Below are 23987 nucleotides of genomic sequence, written 5' to 3'. Positions count from 1 at the left end.
GCGCCGCGACGGACTCGCGAGCGCGTTCGCGCCAAATGATTGTAGAGACCGCGAAGTCTCGCCAGGGAACGGAAAAATTCGCCGCGCGCGGCACACGTCGAGGAACGCGCGCGATGGACAATGGCCATATACCGCGACCCTTCGTCGGTTCACGTCGGTTCCGCGCCTTTGCGCATCCTTTCGCGGCCGCTGCCGCTGACCCGCCCGCGATCTCAGTGCGGCAACTGCGCGACGTGGCTGACGAGCGGCGCGTCGCTCTTTTCCGGCGGGCTCACGGGTTCGTCCCCGACCATCCGGCCGTGCTCCATCGAAATCTTGCGGTTGCACACGCGCGCCACCAGCGACGGATCGTGCGACGCCACCACCAGCAAGGCCGCCTTGCCGACCAGGCTTTCCAGCCGCACGGCCGCCTTGATGCTGAACTCCGCGTCGCCCACGCTGAGCCACTCGTCCATGATCAGGATGTCGGCTTCGACGCTGGTCGAGATCGCGAACGCGAGACGCAGCATCATCCCGCTCGAATAAGTGCGCACCGGCAGATTCAGGTAGTCGCCCAATTCGCTGAAGTCGGCGATCTCGTCGATCTTGCTGCGAATGCGCGCCGGCTTCAGGCCGTCGAGAATGCCGCGCAGATAGATGTTCTCGAAGCCGGTGGCGTCCGGGTCGAGACCCATCGACACGTCCAGCAGCGACGCGATCTTGCCCTGTACCCTCAGCTCGCCGCGCACCGGCGCGTAGACGCCCGACAGCGTGCGCAGCAGCGTCGTCTTGCCGGAGCCGTTGTGGCCGATCAGACCGATGCGTTCACCTTCGGTGAAGCTGAAGCTGAGGTCGTCGATCGCCTTGACGATCGCATGGCGGCCAGCATCCTGGCCGATCCGGCCACCCGTCGTGAGATTGAGCACCGCCTTTTTCAGCGAGCGGTGCGAGTTCTCGTAAATCGGAAATTCGACGGAGATGTTACGAGCGACAATCGATGAAGAACTCACAATATCAAAGCCAGTAAGGAACGCGATTACGGAAACGCTTCATCAGGAATTGCGCAAAGGCAAAACCGACAATCAACAGGCCGATCGACCATGCCCAAGACTGCCAATGAGTCGGGCGGCCGGTCAGCGGAGCGCGAACCGTTTCGATCAGGTGATAAAGCGGGTTGTATTCAGCAACCCATGCACGGCTCTTCAGGATTTCCGGCGACCACATGACGGGCGTGAAGAAGAACACCACCTGGACCAGATTCGTGACGATCGGTGGGATGTCGCGAAAACGCGCGCAGAGCACGCCGAGCGTCGCACCAAGCCATACGCCATGCAACAGCAGCAGCGCCAGGCCGAACGGCACCAGCAGGAATTCCCAGCCCGGCCATTTGCCGAACGCCAGCAATAGCACGATGACCACGGGCAAGCTGTGCAGCATGATCACGAAGTTGCGCCACACAATCCGGCATACATGAATCGTTATCGGCAGACGGATCTGCTTGATCAGATATGCCGAGGCTATGAAGGCTGTACATCCCTCGTTGGCCACCGAGGCCAGATAGGCCCACACCACCAGCCCGACAGCGAGGTACGGCAAATAGTCGGAGATTTCCTGATGCAGCAGTGTCGAATACAACGCGCCGAGCACCAGCACCATGATGGCGGTGCTCAGCGTGAACCAGAACGGACCGATTACCGAACGGCGGTACCGTTGCCGGATGTCGTGCCACCCCAGCGTGCCCCAGACCCGCACCGATTTCATGCCGACGATCAGGTCGTCGTTCTGGTTATGACGCGTCAGGTCTTCAGTGTTGTTGGTAAAGCTGATATCCATCTCAAGTACGTCCGTAAATGTCTTCAAAGCGAACGATGTCGTCTTCGCCCAGATATTCGCCGCTCTGCACTTCGATCATCACGAGCTCGACCACGCCCGGATTTTCGAGGCGATGTTTGTGACCCGCCGGGATATAGGTCGACTCGTTGGTCGACACGAAGAACTCCTTCTCTCCGTTGACGACCTTGGCCATGCCGCTCACCACCACCCAGTGTTCGTTGCGGTGATGATGCATCTGCAAGCTGAGGCTCTGGCCCGGCTTGACCACGATGCGCTTGATCTTGAAGCGCGAGCCTTCTTCGAGCACCGAGTACGTGCCCCAAGGCCGATGCACCGTGCGATGCACCTTGTAGGTTTCATGGCCGCGCGCCTTCAGCTCCGCGAAAATCTGCTTCACGTCCTGCGCGCGGTCTTTGTGCGCGACGAGCAGCGCGTCCGGCGTGTCGATCACGATCAGGTTCTCGACGCCCACCGCGCCGATCAGCCGGCCGCTCGCGCGCAGATAGCAATCCTTCACATCGAGCAGCAGCGCTTCGCCTTCCACGCGGTTGCCGCTCGCGTCGGCCGGCGACAGGTCGCTCAGCGCGGTCCACGAACCGACATCGGTCCAGCCGAGATCGCAACGCACCACCGCCGCGTGCTCGCACTTCTCCATCACCGCGTAATCGAAAGAGACTTCCGGCACCGCGCCGAAGCTGCCCGGTTCCAGCCGCACCTGCGCGCCATCCTTGCCCGCCGCGGACGGCGATTTCTCCATGCACTCGGCCGCCGCGCTGAGAATCTCCGGGCAATGCTGCTGCATCTCCTTGAGAATCGTCCCCGCGGTGAAGCAGAACATGCCCGAATTCCACACGAACTTGCCTGACGCGAGATACTCGCGCGCCTTCTCGAGCGACGGCTTCTCGACGAAGCGCACGACTTTGTCGCCATCCGCCTCGATGTAGCCATAGCCGGTTTCAGGTGTCTCCGGCTGTACGCCGAAAGTGACCACCTTGCCCGCTTGCGCAAGCTTCTGCGCTTCGGCCACCGCCACCGCGAAGGCGGCCTGGTTCGCGATCAGGTGATCGGCGGCGAGCACCAGCATGACGGTCTGCTCGCCGTGCACTTTGGCCGTATGCAAGGCCGCGGTGGCAACCGCCGCCGCCGTATTGCGGCCGAACGGCTCGAGAATGAACGAAGTGGCACAGCCCTTCGCGTTCACCTCGCGGAAATCGTCTTCGGTTTTGAAGAACAGATCGCGGTTGGTTACCGTCAGCACTTCCTTTACGCCGGGCAGCGCCACCGCGCGCAGGAAGGCTTTCTGCAGCAGGCTCTCGCCGTCCGCCAGACGGATGAACGGCTTCGGGTGCGATTCGCGCGACACGGGCCACAGTCTCGACCCCGCTCCGCCACATAGGATGATCGGTAACAAACTCACAGAGCCCTCTCAGTACCGTATTTATTACGCAGCCACGCCGACCGTGGATATAGTCAGCACAACCCGTTGAAGTCAGCAGGGTGGTGACCCTGCGCGCGCCGTGACTGTGCCGTGACTGCTTATGCGCCGCACCCGGTTGACGGGCCGGCGCGAGTCTCCCTTGTCGAACGATATTCTACCCCTGCCCCCTTTCACTAACGTCAGACAGCGCGAGCGAAGCAGTATGGCTGCGCGAGCAGCGCGAGGCTGGCACTGCGCGCTGCCTCGTAAAAGGCTCGCGCGTTGTAAAGGCCCGTTCGAGGCCGCTTCGAGGCCGCTTCAAGCCTCGCGTCAGGGACGGGCGGCGGGCGACTTCGGAAACCCGTCCGTCAGACACAATTTCAAGGCATCGCGCCAATGCGGCGCGGCCAGCCCGAACACGCGCGCGAGCTTTTCGTTCGACATCCTCGAATTGGCGGGACGCTTCGCCGGCATCGGATAGTCGGTGGCGGGAATCGGCAGCGCGTTCGGCTTGTTCGGCAAGTCCGCGAGTTCGAAGATGGCCGACGCGAAGCCGTGCCACGAAGTCGCGTCGCCAGCGCACAGGTGATAGACACCCGAGCGCTCGCTCCACCACTTCGCGCTGTCTTCGGCGGCGAACGCCTGCGCGCCCAGATGCGCGGTCAGCGTGGCGATCGTGTTGCACCAGGTGGGCGCGCCGAACTGGTCGGCGACGACCTTCAACTCGGGCCGGTCGGCGCCCAGGCGCAACATGGTGAGCAGAAAATTCTTGCCGCGCGTGCCGTACACCCAGCTCGTGCGCAACACCAGATGATTCACGCCGGTCGCCGCGATTGCCTGCTCGCCGGCGAGCTTGCTGCGCCCGTACGCGTTTTGCGGATCGGTCGGATCGTCCTCGACGTACGCGCCGTCCTTCTCGCCGTTGAACACGTAGTCGGTCGAATAGTGGATCAGCGCCGCGCCCAGCTTCTTCGCTTCTTCAGCGAGCACGCCCGGCGCTGCGTCGTTGATGCGCATCGCGAGATCGAACTCCTGTTCCGCCTTGTCGACAGCCGTGTAGGCCGCGGGATTGACGATCAGCGCGGGCCGCACCTCGCGCACCACGGCGCGGATCTGATCGGGATTCGACAGATCCAGCGTGGCGCGGTCCACCGCGACCACGGTGCCGAGCCCTTGCAGCGTGCGCGCGAGCTCGTAGCCCACCTGGCCGTTGACACCGGTGACGAGAATCGTCCGCCTGGCATTCTGTGCGCTCATCCGGCCCACTCCTACGCGTAGACTTCGGCATCGGCAAGACGCTTGCCCGCCGCGTCTTTCGCCGCGAGCAGCGGTTCGGAATCGATCGGCCATTCGATGCCGATCGCCGGATCGTTCCAGACTATGCTGCGCTCGTGCTCGGGGAACCAGTAGTCGGTGGTCTTGTAGAGGAACTGCGCCGACTCGGACAGCACCACGAAACCGTGCGCGAAACCGGGCGGCACCCACAGTTGCCGATGGTTCTCGACCGACAGCTTCACCCCCACCCACTTGCCGAAATTCGGCGAGGTCTTGCGGATGTCGACGGCCACGTCGAACACTTCGCCTTCGACCACGCGCACCAGCTTGCCCTGCGCATGCTGGATCTGATAGTGCAGGCCGCGCAGCACGCCCTTCGCGGAGCGCGAGTGGTTGTCCTGCACGAACTCGACGTCCGCCTCGACCTTCTCGGCGAATTCGAGCGCATTGAAGCTCTCGAAGAAAAAACCACGCGTGTCGCCGAATACCTTCGGCTCGATGATCTTGACTTCGGGCAGCGCGGTAGCGGTTACCTGGATGGCCATGCGACGTGATCCGTAAGAATGTTTTGCAGATACTGCCCGTAGGCATTCTTGGCGAGCGGCTTGGCGAGCGCCAGCAGCTGCTCGGCATCGATCCAGTTGCGCCGGTACGCGATCTCTTCCGGACACGCGACCACCAGACCCTGGCGCTTTTGCAGCGTCGCGATGAAGGTGGCCGCTTCGATCAGCGAGTCGTGCGTGCCCGTGTCGAGCCACGCATAACCTCGGCCCATGATCTCGACATTGAGCGCGGCATTCGCGAGGTAGCGCGAGTTGACGTCGGTGATCTCCAGCTCGCCGCGCGGCGACGGCTTGATGTCCGCGGCGATATCGCAGACCTGGCGGTCGTAGAAGTACAAACCCGTGACCGCGTAGTTCGAGCGCGGCGTGGCCGGCTTCTCCTCGATCGACAACGCGCGGAACTGCTTGTCGAATTCGACCACGCCGTAGCGCTCCGGATCATGCACGTGATACGCGAACACGGTGGCGCCGTCGGGCTGATGATTGGCGCGTTCGAGCTGCTTCGCGAGATCGTGGCCGTAGAAGATGTTGTCGCCGAGAATCAGCGCCGACGGATCGTTGCCCACGAAATCGCGGCCGATGATGAACGCCTGCGCGAGTCCGTCCGGCGACGGCTGCACCGCGTACTGGATGTTCATCCCCCACTGACTGCCGTCGCCGAGCATCGCTTCGAAACGCGGCGTGTCTTGCGGCGTGGAGATGATCAGCACGTCGCGAATGCCCGCCACCATCAGCGTGGACAGCGGGTAGTAGATCATCGGTTTGTCGTAGACCGGCAGAAGCTGCTTGGATACGACATGCGTGATCGGATACAGGCGGGTGCCCGATCCGCCCGCGAGAATAATGCCTTTGCGCGCCATTGCCGTGCCTTTACGCGCGCTGCGCGTAGTTGGTCTCAACCCACTTCCGATATTCGCCCGAGGCGACTTCGTCGGACCAGGCCTGATTGTCCAGATACCATTGGACCGTCTTCGCGAGTCCCGTCTCGAACGTCTCCGCCGGTTTCCAGCCGAGTTCGCGTTCGAGTTTGCGCGCGTCGATCGCGTAACGGCGGTCGTGGCCGGGACGATCCTTCACATACGTGATCTGGTCGCGATAGGACGCACCCGCTTTCGGACGCAGTTGATCGAGCAGGTCGCACAACGTGTGCACGACATCGAGATTCTTCTTCTCGTTCCAGCCGCCGACGTTGTACGTCTCGCCGGGCGTGCCGCGCGCGAGCACTTCGCGGATCGCGCTGCAGTGGTCGCCCACGTACAGCCAGTCGCGCACATTCTGGCCGTCGCCGTACACCGGCAGCGGCTTGCCGGCGAGCGCGTTGGCGATCATCAGCGGAATCAGCTTTTCGGGGAACTGGTACGGGCCGTAGTTGTTCGAGCAGTTGGTCGTCAGCACCGGCAGGCCATACGTGTGATGGTAGGCGCGCACCAGGTGATCGGAGCCCGCCTTGGTCGCCGAGTAAGGACTATTCGGCGCGTACGGCGTGGTTTCGGAGAACTGCGGATCGGTGGCGGACAGCGAGCCGAACACTTCGTCGGTCGACACGTGCAGGAAACGGAACGCGGCGCGTTCGACGTCGCCGAGCGTGTTCCAGTAACTGCGGGTGGCTTCCAGCAACGTGAAGGTGCCAACCACGTTGGTTTGCACGAAATCGGCCGGGCCGTGAATCGAACGATCGACGTGGCTCTCGGCGGCAAAGTGCAGAACGGCACGCGGCTTGTGCTCGGCGAACAGCGCATCGAGCGCGGCGCGATCGCAGATATCCGCGCGCACGAATACGTGTTTGGGATTGCCCTGTTGCGACTTCAGCGTGCCAAGATTGCCTGCGTAGGTCAGCTTGTCTACGTTGAGCACCGCTTCATCGGAGGCATTGAGCCAGTCGAGCACGAAGTTGGCGCCGATAAAACCGGCGCCGCCCGTTACCAGAATCATGAAATTCCCTTCTAGATGTTAGTGGCAGCCGGAACCGGTTCGCCGACTTGGTTACCCCGCATGGCCGTTCCCGATTCTGCCGCAGCCCGTCGCCTCCGCCTGTGTGCAAGTAGACGCTCGGACGCTAATCTTATGACGCCCCGATTATAAAGCGGCCCGGAGCAAAAACTAGAACCCTAACAACTTGAAACAGCTTGACAAGTTTGGTTTCCAATGCTTGGTACAAACCGGCTTTGTATTCGAGCGGTGCGCGTTTATGCGAGCGGAGCGCGGCGCAAATTAGCGGGCGATCGATAACCGACGATGCCGCGCGCCTCAAGCGGTGAGCATCCAGCGCAGCGTATCAATGAAAGGAATCGACTCGACTTCCGGCACCAGCGAGCGCAGCTTGGCCGGCGAGCCGGCCAGAATCTTCACGTCGGTTTGGCGGACGAACGCGGGATTGACCCGGATTTCGAGTTCGTGCCCGGTCAGATCGCTGGCCGCCGACAGAATGTTGCGCAATGTGTATGGCGTCCCCGTGCAGACGTTGACGATCTCGCCCGCGACATCGGAGTCGAGCAGCGCCTCATAAGCGTTCGCGACATAGCGCACGTCGGAGAAGTCGCGCGCGACGTCGATGTTGCCGAGTTCGATCGACGGTTCGCGCCGCGCGAAGTGCCCGACGATTTTCGGCACGAGGAAGTTCGGCGCCTGACCGCAGCCGGTGTAGTTGAACGGCCGCACGACCAGGATCGGCAAGCGGTCGAACCAGGTGCGCACGAGCGCTTCCATCGCCGCCTTGCTGGATGCGTAGTGATTGACCGGTGTGACGGGAAAGCTCTCGTCGATCGCGTCGCTCGTGACGTTGCCGTAGACGTTCGCGCTGCTCGCGATCAACAGCTTGCGCGGCGTATGGCCGACGGCCGCGCAGGCCTCCAGCAGATTCAGCGTGCCGATCACGTTGACGCGATAGAAGTCGAGCGGATCGTCGTGGCCCACGAAGCTGATCGCGGCGAGGTGCACGATATAGTCGGGCCGCGCGAGGTCGATCACGCGCCGGCATGCCTGCGGCGACGTGATGTCGAGCTTGAGCCGCGTCGGCGTTTCAGGCTCGTCGCGGCCAGCGGTCGTTTCGATGACGGTATGGCCGCGGCCGAGCAGCTTTTCGACCAGATAGCGGCCGGTAAAACCGCTGGCGCCGGTGACGAGCGTGCGGATCGGTTGCTTTGCCTGAGAAGACGACATGCGTTCTCCGTTCACGAGGGTCATCCTGTTGTGTTGCAATATCGCGCGACGCTCACGTGTCGAGGTCCGCTTGCGGCGCCCGACAGCCCACCGCCCGATGTCACATCTTTAAACCAGCTATTATGTCACGCTAGCATGCTGCACCGCTCCAACGCGGCACGCCTCGTGCGTCGCCGCGAGTATCGAACCGCACCGACTCCTTGATGACACCCTCGACTCCTTCCTGCGACTCCTCCGCCTTGGCCCCTCTTGCGTTCGGCGATCTGCAAGGCTGCCGCAAGCCGTTCCAGCAACTTCTCGCCAAGGCCGCGCCGCCAGCCGGCACGCCGCTGTGGTTCGCGGGCGATCTGATCAACCGGGGCGCCGAATCGCTCGACACGCTGCGCGACGTGATCGCGCTCGGCGAGCGTGGCGTGCCGGTGCTGGGCAATCACGATCTGCATCTGCTGTCGGTGTCGGCGGGAATTCGCAAATCGAGGAAAGGCGACACGATCGAGGACATCCTCGCCGCGCCCGACGCCGCCGACCTGCTCGAATGGATCCGCCACCGTCCGCTCGCGCACTTCGACAACGGCATGCTGATGGTGCATGCGGGCGTGCTGCCGCAATGGGACGTGAATCTGACGCTGGAACTCGCCGACGAATTGCAGCGTGCGCTGCGCGCGCCGGGCTGGAAGGAAACGCTCGCAGGGTTGTACGGCAATGAGCCCAATCAGTGGAAGCCGAATCTGAAAGGCATCGACCGCTTGCGTCTGACGTGCAGCGCGTTGACGCGCATCCGCTTCTGCAATGCCGACGGCGCGATGGATTTCAGCAGCAGCGGCACCCTGAATTCCGCGCCGCCGGGCTGCATGCCGTGGTTCGACGTACCGTCGCGCAAGACCGCGGACGTGACCGTGGTGTTCGGCCATTGGGCCGCGCTCGGTTTCATGATGCGCGACAACCTGATCGGACTCGACTCGGGCTGCGTGTGGGGCGAGAAACTATCGGCCGTGCGGCTTGCGCAAAATCCCGCGGAACGCACGCTGACGCAGGTCGATTGCGAGTCCTGCCGCGGGCCGGGTGGCGGCAACTAGAGAAGATTCAGCAAGCGTGCCGCGCGACCATCAGGCCGATCGACTCGATTGGTCGACTGGCTCGATCAGCGTTGCGCTCGCGGCGAGCATGGCGGCCTCTTCGGCCACCGGCGCACCCGCTTTCGCCGTGCCGGCCTGCATCTGCCGCAACGCGGCGGCAATCACCTCTTGTGCTTGTGCGGCCAGCTCGCGCCGCTCGGCGCCCGGCGCGAGCGGTTCACCCACATACACGTGCGCGGTCAGCGGAGCGCCGCGCAGCAGCAGATTCAGCGAATCGGCGAGCGACACATCGTCGATATACGCGGGCGCCGTGGATTGCCGGCCCTGCGCGTCCTCATACATGATGCACAGCGGCTGCACGGGCGCCGCCGCCGATACAGCCGCCTGGAACAGGTTCGCGTGAAACGGCAGCAACTCGAGTCCATTGGAGGTGGTGCCTTCGGGAAACACGCACATCAACTCGCCCGCGCTCAGACGATCGGACAGCTCGTGCATGATCCGCTTCGCGTCGCTGCGCTTATCGCGCTGGATGAACACCGTGTCCAGTTGCTGCGCAAGCCAGCCGACCAGCGGCCATTGCCGGATCTCCGCCTTCGAAACGAACGGCGTGGGCCGCCACGCATTGATCACGTAGATGTCGATCCACGAGATGTGGTTGGCGACCACCAGCGCGCCGCGGTCTAGCCGCGCACTGTCGTTATGCACGACGAGGCGCATCCCGCACAGGCGCAGCATTTTCAGCGACCACGCGCGATTGAGCGCGTGGCGCCGATCGGCGCTGGCGCCGGGAAAACGCGTCGCGACGATCCACATGCCGTGCAGCAGATGCGCGATGAGACGGGCCTTGCGTAACGCGAGCTTCATCGTCGGAGCTTTCCGTAACTGGGCAATGACGCGGATATTAGCGCTGTTCGAATGCGACGTGACCGGACACGATAGTCGCGCGCACGCGCGCCGGCAGTTCATAGCCGAGGAACGGCGTGTTGTGCCCCTGGCTCTTCAGGGCGCGCGGCTCGACGCGCCAATACGCGTGGCGGTCGAACACGCAGAGATCGGCGACAGCGCCCACGGCGATGCGGCCGGCCACTTCCAGCTTCAGCACATCGGCCGGCGCCGTGGTGATGCGGTTCAACGCCTTTGCCAACGGCACGCCCGCTTCGTCGGCCCATTTGACCGTCAGAGAGAGGAACAGCTCGAGACCCGTCGCGCCCGGCGTGGCTTCGGCGAAAGGCAGGAGCTTTTCGTCGTCGTCGACCGGAGTGTGGTCAGAGCAGATCGCGTCGATCGTACCGTCGACGAGACCCGCGCGGATCGCTTCGCGATCGCGCTGTTGGCGCAGCGGCGGATCGAGCCGGAACTGCGCATCGAAGTAGCCGATGTCGAGGTCGATCAGGTGCACGTGGTTCACGGTGACGTCGCACGACACCGGCAAGCCCTCAGCCTTGGCCGCGCGCATCAACTCAATGCCCGCCGCCGACGACACATGCGACAGATGCACCCGCGCCCCCGTCACGCGGACCAGTTCGAAAATCGTGTGCAGCGCGATAGTCTCAGCCGACACCGGCACGCCCGACAAACCGAGCCGCGACGCCAGCGCACCGCTCGCGGCCACACCGCCCTTGCCGAGATACGCATCGACGGGACGTAGCCACACGGTGTAGCCGTAGGTCCTCGCGTACTGCAACGCACGCATCAATACTTGGGTGTCGACCACCGGCACGTCGGCCTGCGAAAAGCCAATGCAGCCCGATTCGGTCAGCTCGACCATCTCCGTGATGACCTGGCCTTTCAGACCGACGGTCAACGCGCCAAGCGGATACACGTGCGCCTGGTTCAGATTGCGGGCGCGGAACTTGAGCATCTCGACGAGGCCCGGTTCATCTAGCGTCGGGTCGGTGTCCGGCGGACACACGAGGCTGGTCACGCCGCCTGCGAGCGCCGCGGCCATTTCGGATTCGAGCGTCGCCTTGTGCTCGTAGCCCGGCTCGCGCAAACGCGCGGACAGGTCGACCAGACCCGGCGCGATATGCAGCCCCTTGGCGTCGATCGTCTTCGCCGCGTGAAAGTCGGTCGGCGCGTTGCCGATCGCGACGATCTTGCCCGCCGCGATAAAAATGTCCTGCTGCTGTTCGGTGCCCGCCGCCGGATCGATCAGCGTGCCGCCTTGAATATGGATCTTCATGCGCTGCCTTATGTTCAGCTTGTTGTTCAGCCTGATGGTTCAGCTAAGTCACGCGTGACTTACCGGGTGTGTCGTACTGTGCCTGGATGTTGGTATGACGCAGTGGCTCGATGCCGCCACGCTCATCGCGTCACGGCGCTCGAACCCGCCGGGATCAATCGTGATTGCCCGCGACGATCCCCATCACCGCCATGCGCACCGCGATCCCGAACGTCACCTGGTTCAGGATCACCGATTGCGGACCGTCGGCCACCTGCGAATCGATTTCGACGCCGCGGTTCATCGGACCGGGGTGCATCACAATGGCGTCGGGCGCGGCGAGCGCGAGGCGCTCCGGCGTCAGGCCCCAGCTCTTGAAGTACTCCTGCGCCGACGGCAGCAACGCGCCGCTCATCCGCTCGTTCTGCAAACGCAGCATGATGATCACGTCGACGCCCTTCAGGCCTTCGTCGAGATTGTGAAAGACCTGCACGCCCATCTGTTCGAGGCCACCCGGCAGCAGCGTGCGCGGACCGACCGCGCGCACTTCCGGCACGCCGAGCGTGGTCAGCGCATGGATGTCCGAGCGCGCGACCCGCGAATGCAGAATGTCGCCGACGATCGCCACGCGCAGCTTCGTGAAGTCCTTCTTGTAGTGGCGGATCGTGTACATGTCGAGCAGACCCTGGGTCGGGTGTGCGTGACGGCCATCGCCGGCGTTGATCACATGCACGTGCGGCGCACAGTGCTGGGCGATCAGGTAAGGCGCGCCGCTCGATGCGTGGCGCACGACGAACATGTCGGCATGCATCGCCGACAGATTGTTGATCGTGTCGAGCAGCGATTCGCCCTTGCTCGTGGACGAAGCATTGATGTTCAGATTCAGCACGTCCGCGGACAAACGCGTCGCGGCAATCTCGAAGGTGGTGCGGGTGCGCGTCGAGTTCTCGAAGAACAGGTTGAACACCGACTTGCCGCGCAACAGCGGCACCTTCTTCACTTCGCGATCGGTCACGCTGACGAACTGGTCGGCGGTATCGAGAATATGATTGACGATCGCCTTCGGCAATCCGTCGATCGACAACAGATGTTTGAGCTCGCCGTTTTTCGTGAGCTGCGGGTTGCCCTTCAGGAAGCCATAACGGAAGCGCTCAGTGGCGCTGTCGGCTGAATCGTGCGAGGCCTGGGAGGCGGTGTTCATTGTGTACCTGCTTTCTTGCTCAATGCGCAAAGCCGCGTTCAGTCGACGCGTACTTCAGTGTGAAAGGTGAAACGCGGGGAGCCGTCGGCGCCGCCTTCTTCGCGGGCGAGCACGAGCGTCGCATCGGCCGGCACGTGCACCTCACCGCCGACAAAACGCGCCGCAAACGGTAATTCGCGTCCTCCGCGGTCGGCGAGCACGGCCAGTTCGACCGCGGCCGGGCGACCGTAGTCGTATAGCTCGTTCAAAGCCGCGCGAATCGTGCGGCCGGTGTACAACACGTCGTCCACCAGCACGATGCGGCGATTGTCCACGGAGAACGGCAGCGAGGTCGGGCTCGCCTGCGAGTGCAGGCCTTTCTTCGCGTAGTCGTCGCGATGCAGCGCGACGTTCACCACGCCGAAGCTCGGCACCCTCAGGTCGCGCGCGAGGCGCTCGGCGAGCCATGCGCCGCCGCTGTAGATGCCGGCCAGCACGACGGCGCCGTCCGGGCTGGCCAGTTCAGCGCCATAAGTCGCCCGAATCTGATCGAGGACGGCGCGATACAGCGCCTCGGCGTCAATGGAACTCATCAATTGCTGCGAGAAAAATCAGCCTTCAGGCTGGGAGGGATAGCGCACGACGCGTTGCGTCGTCCCAGTTCTCGCTCTCCTTTGCAAATTGCGCTACGAACGAATATCCATACCCGTCACCGCGCTGCATCACTGTGCAGTATCGATGTGAGATTCCTTGAATTACTTGCGCGGCGCATTGGATATTAAACGATCCACTCGCGCGAATCGCAACGCGGCCGACATATGTGCCGGTCTTTTTGCCGCGCGGCACCTTGGCGCGCACGAGGTCACCGGTCTGAAACCCGCATGCACGTTTTTGGCGCATCAGGTAGCCGCGAGGGAAACCGGATGCAGTAAGCCGCGTGCGCCGATACGCGCCTCTTCCCGTGCATCGAATCGCCAACGTTGGACGTCGCCAATACCGTAGCATGTCGACTTCGCCTACACACGCTGCATCTAGCGCGTGCGTCTTCGGTACAGAGAGATGAGCGCGATTAAACTTTGTACGACCGCCCGTGGACGGCTCGACCTGCAGCCCTGTAGCTTTGAGCGCGCCAAACAACGCCCAACGTGTCATGTTGACGGCCGCCGCGTCGCGTAGTGGCGCACGCGCATGCGCAAGAATTCGCTCCGGGCGCCTCGAGTCGTAACGTAGGAACGTCGTTAATGGCAGACTGTCCTTCTGCTGGTTGCAGCTTTTGCAGGCGAGAGTGAGATTGGAAACTCGGTTCGATCCACCCAACGCGCGTGCCTTGATGTGATCAATCTGCAGCGGCCGGCCCGTCGCGTCGCAGTAAGCGCACTGACGTCCCCATTTCTCAAGCAGATATTCACGCAGTTCGTAGCCTGCCAAAGTGCCTTGTTGATACTCAACACCTCGGATAGCGGGGTTCTCCATCGCCTGCATGTCAAAGCGGACGAGTTCAGTGCTGCTCGCGACGACGGGCGCGAACCTCCGTAGGCGGTGGACCCACGCTATCGTAGTCTCGAGACGGTGACGTAGACTGGGCGCCAGCCATCCTGCCGAGCGACGGCGATTGTTCAGACGCGCGGCGCGGTAGCGTGTCTTTCTACATCTGCGTGCGCGACGCATCGCCCGCCGCACAGTGAGCATTTTTGATATCTGCGCGCCCCGATGAATCAGATCAAAAAGATTCAGTACGGCCGCACCGCGCAGACCGTCGGAAAAAGCGAAGTCACGCACCAGCGCGATGCCGGTCACCCTGCTACCCGGATCGAGCTTTATGCGTAGCGGCTGCACATCGCTCGTACGAATGTCGCGATCGATTATCCGAATCGTAAACGGTACGACCCGATGCACGCGCGCACGACGGCGCACGAGCAATAAGCGAGCGCGCTTTTCTGTACACGGCATCAGTGGTTTGGCGTTTCGGTCCAGTACAAAGGCAGCCAACGTATGAATCCCATAAACATCGCCCTTACGGGCCTAGTAACGCATCCATCGCTGGATGTCTCCCCTCGGCAATGTTGCGCACCGGCTATCTGCCCCGATCCGTTTCGTGCTTACCCTGTCGCGTGTCTGCAACCGTGGCTTCGAGAGGTTGAGACTGAGGAAGCATCCCAACGTCGGTCTTTAACCTATGCGCAACGTAGCGGGCTGGTTACCGCTTTGCCTGGTCAACCCGAACTCGTGTCCTTGCTTCCACAAGTTCCACCGTTATGGTGGGGCGATTGACGATCGTCGGAAAGTCCGTCTAGATATTGCTGGAGGATGATGCTGGCGGCTTCGGCGTCGAGGAGATCGGCGCGGCCTTTGCCGGCGCGGATTTCCGCTTTCGCCTCGACCGACGAGTAGCGCTCGTCGATCCACGTGACCGGTAGATTGAAGCGGCCATTCAGCTGATTGCCAAAGCGCTTCGCGAGTTGCGTCATTTCGTGCGGCGTGCCGTCCGGGTGCATCGGCAAGCCGACCACCAGCGCGTCCGGCCGCCACTCGGCGATCAGCTTGCCGACTTCTTCGAAGCGGTATTCGCGGCTGCGGTTCTGCACGATGACGAGTGGCCGCGCGCTGCGTGTCAGCGAATTGCCGACCGCCACGCCGATGCGCTTTTCACCATAGTCGAACGCAAGCAGCGTCGCCTCACGTCCGGCCGCGACGCTCATGCGTGACCCGCCTCGCCCGACAGCATTGACAGCGAAATGCCGAGCAGCGCGAGAGCGGCTTCGAGACGCTCTTCGGCAGGCACGTCGAAGACGATTTTCGGGTCGGCTTCGACCGTCAGCCAGCCATTCTTCGAGATTTCTTCTTCGAGCTGGCCGGCGCCCCAGCCGGCGTGGCCGAGCGTGAGCAGGAAACGTTCCGGACCGGTGCCGCTGGCGACCGCTTCGAGCACATCTTTCGAGGTGGTCATTTCCAGACCGCCGGGCACGGACATGGACGACGTGTACGCGCTGCCGCCCTTAGGGTCGTGCAGCACGAAGCCGCGCTCGGTTTGCACCGGGCCGCCGAAATACACGGGCACATGCAGCAGGGGTTCGATTTCGAGCTTGAGGTCGATGCGACTGAAGAGCGCTTGCAGGTCGATGTCGGTCGGACGGTTGATCACGAGGCCGAGCGCACCGCGCTCACTGTGATCGCAAAGGTAGACCACCGTTCCTGAAAACGTCGGATCGGCCATGTTAGGCATGGCGATCAGGAACTGGTTGGTCAGATTGATGCGATCGTTACTCTTAGACATAGTTCGGATTTTAGCAAAGACGATGCAGGATGGCGGGCTTTGAGTGTGGAACCGCGACGCGTGTCATGCAGCAATGCCGCGAGCCATCGACGACGAATCATGTTGCACTCTATCACGCACGGGGGCTTGGGCCAGGGTGTTGGGCCCGGGTGCAAGCGGGGAGTGGGCGGCGTGCGGCGGGGTTTTGGCGTGGTGAGGCGTTGCGGCGGGTTTTAACTGGGCGGATTGGCGTCAAATGTGCCGCTCCCTGCCAGTTGGCACCGGTCCGTGCTGCCCGGTACAGCCCGGGGTCGGCCCCGGGCGCTGCCAGTGCGTGCGGCTTGCCGGGGGCTCCACTCGACTCAGCCGGCCTGCCCACCAGCGGGCACGACGGCGGTTCACGCCCCGCCCTGCTCGATCGCGCGCGTCAGCGCCGCGAGCGTCGCCTGCGTAACGCCGCCGCCGGGTGGCGCGACGCCCGCGGCGACCTTGTGCAACGTCGCGCGCAGCGCTTCAGCGGCCTGCTCGAGCGTGCTCGCCGCCGGCGCGCCGACGATCACGTGCGCGCGCACCGCCGGCGTCGAGACACCCGCATGCGCGCGACGACGCCAGGCGAGCCCCAGCGCATCCGCCAGCAGCGCCACGTGGCCGAGGCCCAAGGCGCACGCGGCGGAGCCCAGCCGGTAGGCAGCATCGCCCGCCTGCAACGCCTCGCTGGGATCGGCCTTCTCCGGCTGGTCGGCCGCGCGGGCGTGCTCGGTCAACGCGGAGATCGACGCATCCGCCGTCTGCAGGAAATCCTCATAGGCATTCGCATTGACCGTCAGCACGCCCAGATCGCGGGTCAACGAGACGCGGGTGGCGCTGAGCGACTGCGCCTCGAGCGCGCCCGCCTCCCACAGCATTTCCGACGACTGCGTGCCGGCGACGTGCCAGTCAACGGTCAAGCCGTAATCGTGCAGCACGGCGACCTGATCGGCGTCTTCCGCGGCGGCGCCGAACAGCGCGTAGTCCCGCCACAACAGCGCCAGCGTCGCACGCGCCAGCGAGCGCGGCGCGCGCTCGATGCCTCGCGCGTGATCCGCCAGCGCCAGATTGCAGCGGGCGTAGAAGCGCCGCGCATCGGTTTCGCCGGTAGCGTGGCCGCCGACGCGCAACGCCTTCGCGCACGCCTTGGCCAGACGCCAGAAATCGTAAGGGTCCGGGCCGGCGAGTTCGGTGAAAACAGCGTCCAGTTCGTCCAGCGCCGCGTTGGTCACGGCGAGCGCGGCCACGCTGCCCGTGCCGGCCTGCGACCGCAGCACCGGCAGCAGCGCGCGCTCGTAGCGCGCCCGCAAATGAGCCAGCCGGTCGGCGGACTGCGCGTGCAGCGACACCGGCGGTACCGGGCGCGAGGTCAGCGCGAGATCTTCGAAAACGACGGTCGAGCCGGGCGTGTGCTCGGACAGATGCGCACATAGGGCCCGATAGTGGTTGAACAGCGAGGGCGAGCAGGACAGCTCGCGCAGATTGTGACGCTCGAGCGCCGCGCGGAAATCGCGCAACGCCGCGCCGAACACCGGTCGGGCGCTTTCCGTGCCGGACGCATCAGGTGCCGCGAGCGGCGAGAGTCGCACCAGCGCGTCCGCAAAACGCTGTCCGCTCAGCCAGCCGGCCTCGCGTAACGCATGCGACGCACGCAGCAGCGCCGAGGTGCTCTCGTGGTTCTGTTCGAAGGCCAGCAACGCCTCTGCCAGCGCCAGCTCCGCGGGGCGGACAGCGCCGCCGCGGGGATTCGGCAAAGCGTCGAATGAAACGGGTGCAGCGGATCGAAGAGTCATAGGCACGCGACACGAAGCTGACGGGCCGTCGCTTCGGGCAGCGCGCAGACTGATCGGCTAACGCGCGAACCGGCGACAGGACAATGACAGACTACCGTTTGACAGGCTACCGTTGCGACACGGCATAGTCGACGTTGTTCCGCGCCGACGCGGTAAGGCGGTGAGATGGAATTGCGGGCGCCGACGACGCCTCGGACACAGTGGCGGACGGCGCCCGCGCACACTATGGCCCAAGGTCTCAGCTGGCCGACTCCGGCGGCCCCGCGGACTTCAGATCTGGACCATCTCGAAGTCTTCCTTGCGCGCTCCGCACTCCGGGCAGGTCCAGTTGATGGGAACGTCCTCCCAACGCGTGCCCGGCGCAATGCCTTCGTCCGGCAAGCCGGCTTCTTCGTCGTAAATCCAGCCGCAAATCAGGCACATCCAGCTTTGATATTCCATTCTTGTGTCGCGTCGTAGAGTCCGTGGAAACGGGAGCCATGATGGTACCGTGTTGCCGCCCCACTGCCTAGCAATCCGAAAAGCCGCGACCGGACCGTACAGGTGCCTGTGGCCGGGCGGTTCGGGCCGGCTGGACAGCCCGTTGCGGCGACATACCGGGCATCGAGCGCCGCCCGCTCGCGGCAACCCGGCGAAGTGTTGCGAAAAAACGCCCCCGCAACGGTTTAGGCCGCATAATCGAGGCGATTGCGCACTACCTGCGCCAAAATCCCGCCCCTTTTTGTCAATTTTCATGCCCAGCGACACGCCCCCGATCGTCCTCACCTTCGGCCTTTCCGATCCCACCGGCGGCTCTGGCCTGCAAGCCGACCTGTTGACTCTTGCCAGCATGGGCTGTCATGGCGTCTCCGTGCTCACGGGCTACACCGTGCGCGACTCGGCCAGTTGCGACGAAGTCACCGGCCTCGACCCCGAGATCGTCGCGACCCAGGCGCGCATGCTGCTCGAAGACATGCCGATCGCCGCGTTCAAGGTCGGCGCCTGTACGCGCGCTGAAGTGGTCAGCGCGATCGCCGAAGTGGTCGCCGATTACGACGACATTCCGCTGATACTCGCCCCCGACTTCACACTCGACGACGAGCACGTGCTCGCCGCCGACGAACTGCGCGAAGCGATCGCCGATCTGCTCGCTCCGCAAACCACCTTGCTGGTTGCCGATTCGGCAACGATCCTCGCTCTCGCCCAGCCGGATGGCGACGCCGAAGCGCCGAGCCTCGACGCGGCGATCTCGCATCTGCTATCGCAAGGCTGCGAGTACATTCTGTCGACGGAAACCGGCACGCACCGGCTCGTCAACACGCTGTTCAGCGAAGACGGACAGTTGCGTCAGGACATGTGGGACCGCGGCAGCCATCGGCTGATGGGCCTGACGGACACGCTAGGGGCCGCGATCGCCGCGTTGCTCGCCAATGGCCAGGAACCCGCCGAAGCGGTGCGCGAGGCGCAGGAGTATCTGTACCAGGCGGTGCGCAACGCGTTCCGGCCCGGCATGGGCGCGTATATTCCGGACCGGTTCTTCTGGGCGCGCAGCAGCGACGACGAAACGCCGCCGACCGCGGGCAAGGACGCCGCGCCGGGTGAAGCGCGGCACTAACGCCCCGCTCCAGGCGGCCCCCGGACTGGACCGCACGCATGGAAACCCGCTTTAGGCGGGTTTTTTCATTTGTGGACTCATTTTTTCGATCTAGCATAAATTCTGCTTCCGCTTCGTTTCGGGATGTCTTATCGCGTAATTAAACGTTACAACGCGGGCGCGACCTGCAGGCTAGACTTGGTGGGTCACAAATTTGCCTTATGTCCCGGTAGGTCTTTCCCTATTTTTTTCATCCATCCTCCAAAATGCGGTGGCTCTACCGTTATTTCGTTTTTTGAGCTAAATAAAGGTAAAGACCAATTCGCCAATTTCGTACGGGACCGCGAAGGCTGGTCATTCAGGCGGAAATAAATCAGCTGGAAAATCCCTATGTTCACAGCTCGACGGTATTCGGCTTCGACGATGCATTTCTTGCAAAGGTTGCCGAACGTAGTCCAACGCTTTGACCTCGCTCCTATTGACGAATACCTGCAGTTCGCGCAAAGCCGGCAACCCACTCCCGCCGACATGTTCGACGGCTTCGTCGACACGGTTCGCGAAGGCGTGGTGTCGGGCTGGGCCGTCAATCTCAGCCGGCCCGAGCAAAGCGTGCCGCTTGAAGTCCGTGTGGGTCCGAAGGTCGTAGCGAGCGGTTGGAGCGGCGAACACCGACCCGACGTTGCTAACGCTGGGTACCCAAGCTCGCACACCGGCTTTTCAATTCCTCTGCCTGCTGGCATTTCGGACGGTTTTCAAGTCACAATCGCCAACTCGCCCGAGAGCCTGCGCAATGCAGGAATCTGGCGGCAAGGCTGGCACTGCGCCTGAGCGCCAAGGGAACTCACAATGGAACAGAGTCACACTTTCCTGCAGCGTTGCCACGGCGCGATCACCAGTCAGCAGAGGATGGGGATCTTCCGCCAACAGCCGGTCACGATCTGGCTGACCGGCCTGTCCGGCGCGGGCAAATCGACCATCGCATTCGAACTCGAAGCGCAGCTGATCTCGTTGGGGCATGCCTGCTACGTGCTCGACGGGGACAATATCCGTCACGGGCTGGCTTGCGATCTCGGCTTCGAGCGGAAAGATCGCCGCGAAAATATCCGTAGAGTCGGCCATGTCGCGCAATTGATGAACGACGCGGGCCTGATTGTCATCACTGCGCTGATTTCCCCGATGCGCGAAGACCGGGCGATGGCCCGCGACATCATCGGGCGCGACAAATTTATCGAGACCTATCTGTTCGCGCCGGTCGAAACATGCGCCCGGCGTGATCCGAAAGGCCTCTACGCGAAAGCTCGCTCCGGAGAGATCGCATCGTTTACCGGCGTGTCGGCGCCTTATGAAGCGCCGCTTGATCCCGAACTTCGCATCGACACGGCCACGCTGTCGCCGGCGGAAAGCGTGGCGCGGATATTCGCCCACCTGCGCGAGACTTCGCTGACGACCAGCGGTCAAGAAGCCGGAGCGTAGTCTCGGAGCACTTTTCCGCTGTTCGCCCCAAAAGAAAAAAACCCGCATCTCTGCGGGTTTTTTTCTTTTGGGAAGCACGCCTCACGGCGCACTTCCCCATGTACTCCCAACTGAGCCTCGTACGAGACCCAGGCGGAATTACATGTCCATGCCCATGCCGCCCATGCCGCCGGGCATGCCGCCACCCATCGGTGCATCTTCCTTCGGCAGTTCGCAAACAGCTGCGTCGGTCGTCAGCAGGAGACCCGCAACCGATGCTGCGTTTTGCAGCGCCGTGCGCGTCACCTTCGTCGGATCCACGACACCTGCGTCAACCAGGTCGACGTACTCGCCAGTTGCCGCGTTGTAGCCGTAGTTGCCCTGGCCAGCAGCAACAGCCGCCACCACGACGCTGGCTTCTTCGCCACCGTTCGTGACGATCTGGCGCAGCGGCTCTTCCATCGCGCGCAGCACGATCTTGATACCTGCGTCCTGATCGGCGTTAGCGCCCTTCAGGCCAGCGATTGCCGTACGTGCGCGGATCAGCGCGACGCCGCCGCCAGCAACGATGCCTTCTTCCACAGCCGCGCGCGTTGCGTGCAGTGCGTCTTCGACACGTGCCTTCTTTTCCTTCATTTCGACTTCGGTCGCAGCGCCGACCTTGATCACTGCAACACCGCCTGCCAGCTTGGCAACGCGCTCTTGCAGCTTTTCACGGTCGTAGTCCGACGTTGCTTCTTCGATTTGCGTGCGAACCTGCTTCACACGTGCTTCGATAGTTGCAGCTTCGCCAGCGCCGTCGATGATCGTCGTGTTTTCCTTGGCCACTTCGATGCGCTTCGCTTGACCCAGTTCAGCCAGCGTTGCCTTTTCGAGCGTCAGGCCGGTTTCTTCAGCGATGACTTGACCACCGGTCAGGATCGCGATGTCTTCCAGCATGGCCTTACGGCGATCGCCGAAGCCCGGAGCCTTCACAGCAACCGTCTTCAGGATGCCGCGGATGTTGTTGACAACCAGCGTAGCCAGCGCTTCGCCTTCGACGTCTTCTGCGATGATCAGCAGCGGACGGCCAGCCTTCGCGACTTGTTCCAGCACCGGCAGCAGGTCACGGATGTTCGACACCTTCTTGTCGTGCAGCAGCACGAACGGGTTCTCCAGAACGGCGACTTGCTTGTCCGGGTTGTTGATGAAGTACGGCGACAGGTAGCCGCGGTCGAATTGCATACCTTCGACAACGTCCAGCTCGTCTTGCAGCGATTTGCCGTCTTCGACGGTGATGACGCCTTCCTTGCCGACCTTGTCCATCGCTTCAGCGATACGGTCGCCGATCGACGAATCGCTGTTCGCCGAGATCGCGCCGACTTGAGCGATTTCCTTGTTGGTCGTGCACGGCTTGCTGATCTTGCGCAGCTCTTCGATCGCAGCCGTAACAGCCTTGTCGATGCCGCGCTTCAGGTCCATCGGGTTCATGCCCGATGCGACGTACTTCATGCCTTCGCGAACGATGGATTGTGCGAGAACCGTTGCGGTCGTCGTACCGTCGCCTGCGTTGTCGCTGGTCTTGGAAGCCACTTCCTTGACCATTTGCGCGCCCATGTTCTGGAGCTTGTCTTTCAGTTCGATCTCTTTCGCGACCGACACACCGTCCTTGGTGACCGTCGGGCCGCCGAAGCTGCGTTCCAGGACAACGTTGCGGCCCTTCGGACCCAGCGTGACCTTCACAGCGTTCGCGAGAATGTTCACGCCTTCAACCATCTTGGCACGGGCGGAATCACCGAATACGACGTCTTTAGCTGCCATCTTCTAACTCCTTGAATTCTTGAGATATGACCGGGAAAGTAGCGGTTTTGCGCTTACTTCTGCACCACGGCCATGATGTCTTCTTCGCGCATCACGAGCAGTTCGTTGCCGTCGACCTTGACGGTCTGGCCTGCGTACTTGCCGAACAGGACGCGGTCGCCAACCTTCACGTCGAGCGCGATTTGAGCGCCCTTGTCGTCACGCTTGCCCGGACCGACTGCGAGGATTTCGCCTTGATCCGGCTTTTCCGCTGCGGCTTCGGGGATCACGATGCCCGACGCGGTCTTGGTTTCTTGATCCAGACGTTTGACGATCACGCGATCATGCAAAGGACGAAGGTTCATACATACTCCTCTCTGATTGAGACTGAAGAACGCTGAGAAAACCCGGCTGGCCGAGCCAACCGGCGATGTTGTTAGCACTCTCGTGCAGCGAGTGCTAATTATATGGACGGGTGGTGACAAATTCAAGAAGGAATGGCGCGCAATTGTCGAAATGTCGAAATTCTCCTAACTCTGAACTTTGGTCACTTAACTCTGAACTGCCCGCGACCGGCGACCGGGTTCGAGGTCGAGGGAGCCGCGGCAGAGGACGTCGCGGCGGGCGAAGGCCGATCGGCGGTGAACGAAGGGGGGAGCGGGGAGAACGAACCGTCAAACCGTGCGATGGGTCCGTGGTTGCCGGGCGGGCGCCGGCCGAATTCGGCCATCTACGGTCGTTCGATCGAGCTCTCAGATGGACATTCGAGCGTCGGCTCCGCCCAGACAACGGACCTTCCCCCGACGGTCATACTCGTCAAGTGATCGACCATTACAGCCGTTTGCAATGTTCACGAAGCGGTCGTTCAAGTATTGAAAATACCGTAAATCTGGTCCGTGAAATCCGGAACCTGATACGTTTGTTGACGCTGAGCATGATCCGGAGACTTCACCAGACGCCGGGGTTTCCCGACGGAAAGAATTTCATTCATCGACGTCAATCGCTTCCCGCGGAGCCATGCGAGATGAAATCGGAGTTTAGCGGGACTTACCTGTTACCGGTCGAGAAGTGGCGCGCTTCCTTGTTGCAGCCTCTTTCGGCGTTGCAGTCGATTTCGCCACGTTTGCTTTACTGGCAACAACGTTGCCAGATGTTGATTTACGTGGCCCAGCAGATGGTTTGACTGGCAACTTCTTTGTTACCGATTTATTGTCCGCCACAGTCTTCGCGGTCGCAGATGGCTTCCGGGTTGTCGAGATAGCCGACTTGGCCGCCTTCTTCGCTGTCACCTTAGCTGCCGATGGCTTGTTACGTCCGGCAGCAGGCTTCTCCGGTGGGTAAGCTTCGGCCATCTCGATGCCGAACACATCAGATATCAACGCGTCGTCGAGCACCTTGCTGGTAGTCGAGCGTTTTCTAGATTTGGGAAGACCGGCGCCGGCCTGCTTGACGAGATCATTGGCATCC

23 protein-coding genes and 1 pseudogene are annotated in these 23987 nt (G+C 62.8%); 4 read left to right on the top strand and 20 right to left on the bottom strand.

All coding sequences use genetic code 11. The annotated features are described in order from the left end of the window. Positions 1 to 212: 212 nt before the first annotated feature. The 8 genes from P0D89_RS23320 to P0D89_RS23285 all read right to left on the bottom strand — a co-directional run bounded on the left by P0D89_RS23320 (position 213) and on the right by P0D89_RS23285 (position 8226). Positions 213 to 989 carry an ABC transporter ATP-binding protein gene (locus P0D89_RS23320; RefSeq protein ID WP_408377253.1) on the bottom strand — a complete coding sequence of 259 codons (777 nt, stop codon included), beginning with the start codon at positions 987 to 989 and terminating at the stop codon, positions 213 to 215. Positions 990 to 993: 4 nt separating this feature from the next. Continuing rightward, complete coding sequence (locus P0D89_RS23315; protein WP_408377251.1) at positions 994 to 1812, bottom strand: ABC transporter permease; 819 nt, start codon at positions 1810 to 1812, stop codon at positions 994 to 996. A gap of 1 nt (position 1813) precedes the next feature. Next, positions 1814 to 3229, bottom strand: coding sequence for a mannose-1-phosphate guanylyltransferase/mannose-6-phosphate isomerase (locus P0D89_RS23310; protein WP_408377249.1), 1416 nt, complete (start codon positions 3227 to 3229; stop codon positions 1814 to 1816). Positions 3230 to 3559: 330 nt separating this feature from the next. After that, a complete protein-coding gene (rfbD, locus tag P0D89_RS23305; RefSeq protein ID WP_408377247.1) occupies positions 3560 to 4486 on the bottom strand; it encodes a dTDP-4-dehydrorhamnose reductase in 927 nt (308 codons plus the stop codon). Between the two features lie 11 nt (positions 4487 to 4497). Next, positions 4498 to 5049 carry a dTDP-4-dehydrorhamnose 3,5-epimerase gene (gene rfbC / locus P0D89_RS23300; RefSeq protein ID WP_408377245.1) on the bottom strand — a complete coding sequence of 184 codons (552 nt, stop codon included), beginning with the start codon at positions 5047 to 5049 and terminating at the stop codon, positions 4498 to 4500. Further along, positions 5034 to 5927 carry a glucose-1-phosphate thymidylyltransferase RfbA gene (gene rfbA, locus P0D89_RS23295; protein ID WP_408377243.1) on the bottom strand — a complete coding sequence of 298 codons (894 nt, stop codon included), beginning with the start codon at positions 5925 to 5927 and terminating at the stop codon, positions 5034 to 5036. Before rfbA ends, rfbC begins: the two co-directional genes overlap by 16 nt. Before the next feature lie 10 nt (positions 5928 to 5937). Continuing rightward, positions 5938 to 6999 carry a dTDP-glucose 4,6-dehydratase gene (rfbB, locus tag P0D89_RS23290; protein ID WP_408377241.1) on the bottom strand — a complete coding sequence of 354 codons (1062 nt, stop codon included), beginning with the start codon at positions 6997 to 6999 and terminating at the stop codon, positions 5938 to 5940. 315 nt (positions 7000 to 7314) lie between these two features. After that, on the bottom strand, positions 7315 to 8226 hold the full coding sequence (locus tag P0D89_RS23285; RefSeq protein ID WP_408377239.1) for a GDP-mannose 4,6-dehydratase: 912 nt from the start codon (positions 8224 to 8226) through the stop codon (positions 7315 to 7317). Between the two features lie 203 nt (positions 8227 to 8429). On the opposite strand from P0D89_RS23285, the gene P0D89_RS23280 reads away from it, so the two are divergent. After that, positions 8430 to 9302 (top strand): symmetrical bis(5'-nucleosyl)-tetraphosphatase, encoded by an 873-nt coding sequence (locus P0D89_RS23280; protein ID WP_408377237.1) that lies wholly within the window; start codon positions 8430 to 8432, stop codon positions 9300 to 9302. Between the two features lie 30 nt (positions 9303 to 9332). On the opposite strand, the gene P0D89_RS23275 is transcribed toward P0D89_RS23280, so the two are convergent. From P0D89_RS23275 to P0D89_RS23235, 9 genes are all read right to left on the bottom strand, one after another. Further along, entirely contained in the window at positions 9333 to 10166 is an 834-nt protein-coding gene (locus P0D89_RS23275; protein ID WP_408377235.1) for a lysophospholipid acyltransferase family protein, read from the bottom strand. A gap of 37 nt (positions 10167 to 10203) precedes the next feature. Then, positions 10204 to 11484, bottom strand: a complete 1281-nt coding sequence (locus tag P0D89_RS23270; RefSeq protein WP_408377234.1) for a dihydroorotase — start codon at positions 11482 to 11484, stop codon at positions 10204 to 10206. A 154-nt stretch (positions 11485 to 11638) separates the two neighbouring features. Further along, on the bottom strand, positions 11639 to 12664 hold the full coding sequence (locus P0D89_RS23265) for an aspartate carbamoyltransferase catalytic subunit (protein WP_408377232.1): 1026 nt from the start codon (positions 12662 to 12664) through the stop codon (positions 11639 to 11641). Positions 12665 to 12702: 38 nt separating this feature from the next. Then, positions 12703 to 13236 (bottom strand): bifunctional pyr operon transcriptional regulator/uracil phosphoribosyltransferase PyrR, encoded by a 534-nt coding sequence (gene pyrR, locus P0D89_RS23260; RefSeq protein WP_408377230.1) that lies wholly within the window; start codon positions 13234 to 13236, stop codon positions 12703 to 12705. Positions 13237 to 13261: 25 nt separating this feature from the next. After that, the gene (gene iscB / locus P0D89_RS23255) at positions 13262 to 14632 is read right to left on the bottom strand and encodes an RNA-guided endonuclease IscB (RefSeq protein ID WP_408377228.1); all 1371 of its coding nucleotides are present in this window, start codon (positions 14630 to 14632) and stop codon (positions 13262 to 13264) included. Between the two features lie 224 nt (positions 14633 to 14856). Further along, positions 14857 to 15342 carry a Holliday junction resolvase RuvX gene (gene ruvX / locus P0D89_RS23250; protein WP_408377226.1) on the bottom strand — a complete coding sequence of 162 codons (486 nt, stop codon included), beginning with the start codon at positions 15340 to 15342 and terminating at the stop codon, positions 14857 to 14859. Beyond that, positions 15339 to 15917 carry a YqgE/AlgH family protein gene (locus tag P0D89_RS23245; protein ID WP_367838736.1) on the bottom strand — a complete coding sequence of 193 codons (579 nt, stop codon included), beginning with the start codon at positions 15915 to 15917 and terminating at the stop codon, positions 15339 to 15341. The genes ruvX and P0D89_RS23245 overlap by 4 nt, the downstream gene beginning before the upstream one ends. A 377-nt stretch (positions 15918 to 16294) precedes the next feature. Continuing rightward, positions 16295 to 17716: a FimL-related protein gene (locus P0D89_RS23240; protein WP_408377224.1), complete on the bottom strand. Its 1422-nt coding sequence runs from the start codon at positions 17714 to 17716 to the stop codon at positions 16295 to 16297. 270 nt (positions 17717 to 17986) lie between these two features. After that, positions 17987 to 18157, bottom strand: coding sequence for a rubredoxin (locus P0D89_RS23235; RefSeq protein ID WP_006047743.1), 171 nt, complete (start codon positions 18155 to 18157; stop codon positions 17987 to 17989). A gap of 292 nt (positions 18158 to 18449) precedes the next feature. On the opposite strand from P0D89_RS23235, the gene P0D89_RS23230 reads away from it, so the two are divergent. The 3 genes from P0D89_RS23230 (at position 18450) to cysC (ending at position 20762) form a co-directional block, all read left to right on the top strand. After that, positions 18450 to 19310 carry a hydroxymethylpyrimidine/phosphomethylpyrimidine kinase gene (locus P0D89_RS23230; RefSeq protein ID WP_408368240.1) on the top strand — a complete coding sequence of 287 codons (861 nt, stop codon included), beginning with the start codon at positions 18450 to 18452 and terminating at the stop codon, positions 19308 to 19310. A 369-nt stretch (positions 19311 to 19679) separates the two neighbouring features. Beyond that, the gene (locus P0D89_RS23225) at positions 19680 to 20117 is read left to right on the top strand and encodes a hypothetical protein (protein WP_408377222.1); all 438 of its coding nucleotides are present in this window, start codon (positions 19680 to 19682) and stop codon (positions 20115 to 20117) included. Between the two features lie 18 nt (positions 20118 to 20135). Beyond that, positions 20136 to 20762, top strand: coding sequence for an adenylyl-sulfate kinase (gene cysC / locus P0D89_RS23220; RefSeq protein ID WP_408368236.1), 627 nt, complete (start codon positions 20136 to 20138; stop codon positions 20760 to 20762). Between the two features lie 138 nt (positions 20763 to 20900). On the opposite strand, the gene groL is transcribed toward cysC, so the two are convergent. From groL to P0D89_RS23205, 3 genes and pseudogenes are all read right to left on the bottom strand, one after another. Next, positions 20901 to 22541 (bottom strand): chaperonin GroEL, encoded by a 1641-nt coding sequence (gene groL / locus P0D89_RS23215; protein WP_408368234.1) that lies wholly within the window; start codon positions 22539 to 22541, stop codon positions 20901 to 20903. Positions 22542 to 22594: 53 nt separating this feature from the next. Further along, positions 22595 to 22885: a co-chaperone GroES gene (gene groES, locus P0D89_RS23210; protein WP_007178996.1), complete on the bottom strand. Its 291-nt coding sequence runs from the start codon at positions 22883 to 22885 to the stop codon at positions 22595 to 22597. A gap of 672 nt (positions 22886 to 23557) precedes the next feature. Then, positions 23558 to 23987, bottom strand: a pseudogene (locus P0D89_RS23205) (hypothetical protein); the annotation flags it as partial.

The sequence above is a fragment of the Paraburkholderia sp. RL18-085-BIA-A genome (assembly GCF_046027075.1).
Lineage (GTDB): Bacteria > Pseudomonadota > Gammaproteobacteria > Burkholderiales > Burkholderiaceae > Paraburkholderia.
The sequence above is the reverse complement of the archived record's forward strand: the minus strand, read 5'-3'. Positions and strand labels throughout refer to the sequence as shown.

Coding starts and splice junctions, on each gene's coding strand:
- P0D89_RS23315 (WP_408377251.1), bottom strand. CDS start 1,812: ATGGATATCAGCTTTACCAACAACACTGAAGACCTGACGCGTCATAAC.
- rfbD (WP_408377247.1), bottom strand. CDS start 4,486: ATGAGCGCACAGAATGCCAGGCGGACGATTCTCGTCACCGGTGTCAAC.
- rfbC (WP_408377245.1), bottom strand. CDS start 5,049: ATGGCCATCCAGGTAACCGCTACCGCGCTGCCCGAAGTCAAGATCATC.
- rfbA (WP_408377243.1), bottom strand. CDS start 5,927: ATGGCGCGCAAAGGCATTATTCTCGCGGGCGGATCGGGCACCCGCCTG.
- rfbB (WP_408377241.1), bottom strand. CDS start 6,999: ATGATTCTGGTAACGGGCGGCGCCGGTTTTATCGGCGCCAACTTCGTG.
- P0D89_RS23285 (WP_408377239.1), bottom strand. CDS start 8,226: ATGTCGTCTTCTCAGGCAAAGCAACCGATCCGCACGCTCGTCACCGGC.
- P0D89_RS23280 (WP_408377237.1), top strand. CDS start 8,430: ATGACACCCTCGACTCCTTCCTGCGACTCCTCCGCCTTGGCCCCTCTT.
- P0D89_RS23275 (WP_408377235.1), bottom strand. CDS start 10,166: ATGAAGCTCGCGTTACGCAAGGCCCGTCTCATCGCGCATCTGCTGCAC.
- P0D89_RS23270 (WP_408377234.1), bottom strand. CDS start 11,484: ATGAAGATCCATATTCAAGGCGGCACGCTGATCGATCCGGCGGCGGGC.
- P0D89_RS23265 (WP_408377232.1), bottom strand. CDS start 12,664: ATGAACACCGCCTCCCAGGCCTCGCACGATTCAGCCGACAGCGCCACT.
- pyrR (WP_408377230.1), bottom strand. CDS start 13,236: ATGAGTTCCATTGACGCCGAGGCGCTGTATCGCGCCGTCCTCGATCAG.
- ruvX (WP_408377226.1), bottom strand. CDS start 15,342: ATGAGCGTCGCGGCCGGACGTGAGGCGACGCTGCTTGCGTTCGACTAT.
- P0D89_RS23245 (WP_367838736.1), bottom strand. CDS start 15,917: ATGTCTAAGAGTAACGATCGCATCAATCTGACCAACCAGTTCCTGATC.
- P0D89_RS23240 (WP_408377224.1), bottom strand. CDS start 17,716: ATGACTCTTCGATCCGCTGCACCCGTTTCATTCGACGCTTTGCCGAAT.
- P0D89_RS23235 (WP_006047743.1), bottom strand. CDS start 18,157: ATGGAATATCAAAGCTGGATGTGCCTGATTTGCGGCTGGATTTACGAC.
- P0D89_RS23230 (WP_408368240.1), top strand. CDS start 18,450: ATGCCCAGCGACACGCCCCCGATCGTCCTCACCTTCGGCCTTTCCGAT.
- P0D89_RS23225 (WP_408377222.1), top strand. CDS start 19,680: ATGTTCACAGCTCGACGGTATTCGGCTTCGACGATGCATTTCTTGCAA.
- cysC (WP_408368236.1), top strand. CDS start 20,136: ATGGAACAGAGTCACACTTTCCTGCAGCGTTGCCACGGCGCGATCACC.
- groL (WP_408368234.1), bottom strand. CDS start 22,541: ATGGCAGCTAAAGACGTCGTATTCGGTGATTCCGCCCGTGCCAAGATG.
- groES (WP_007178996.1), bottom strand. CDS start 22,885: ATGAACCTTCGTCCTTTGCATGATCGCGTGATCGTCAAACGTCTGGAT.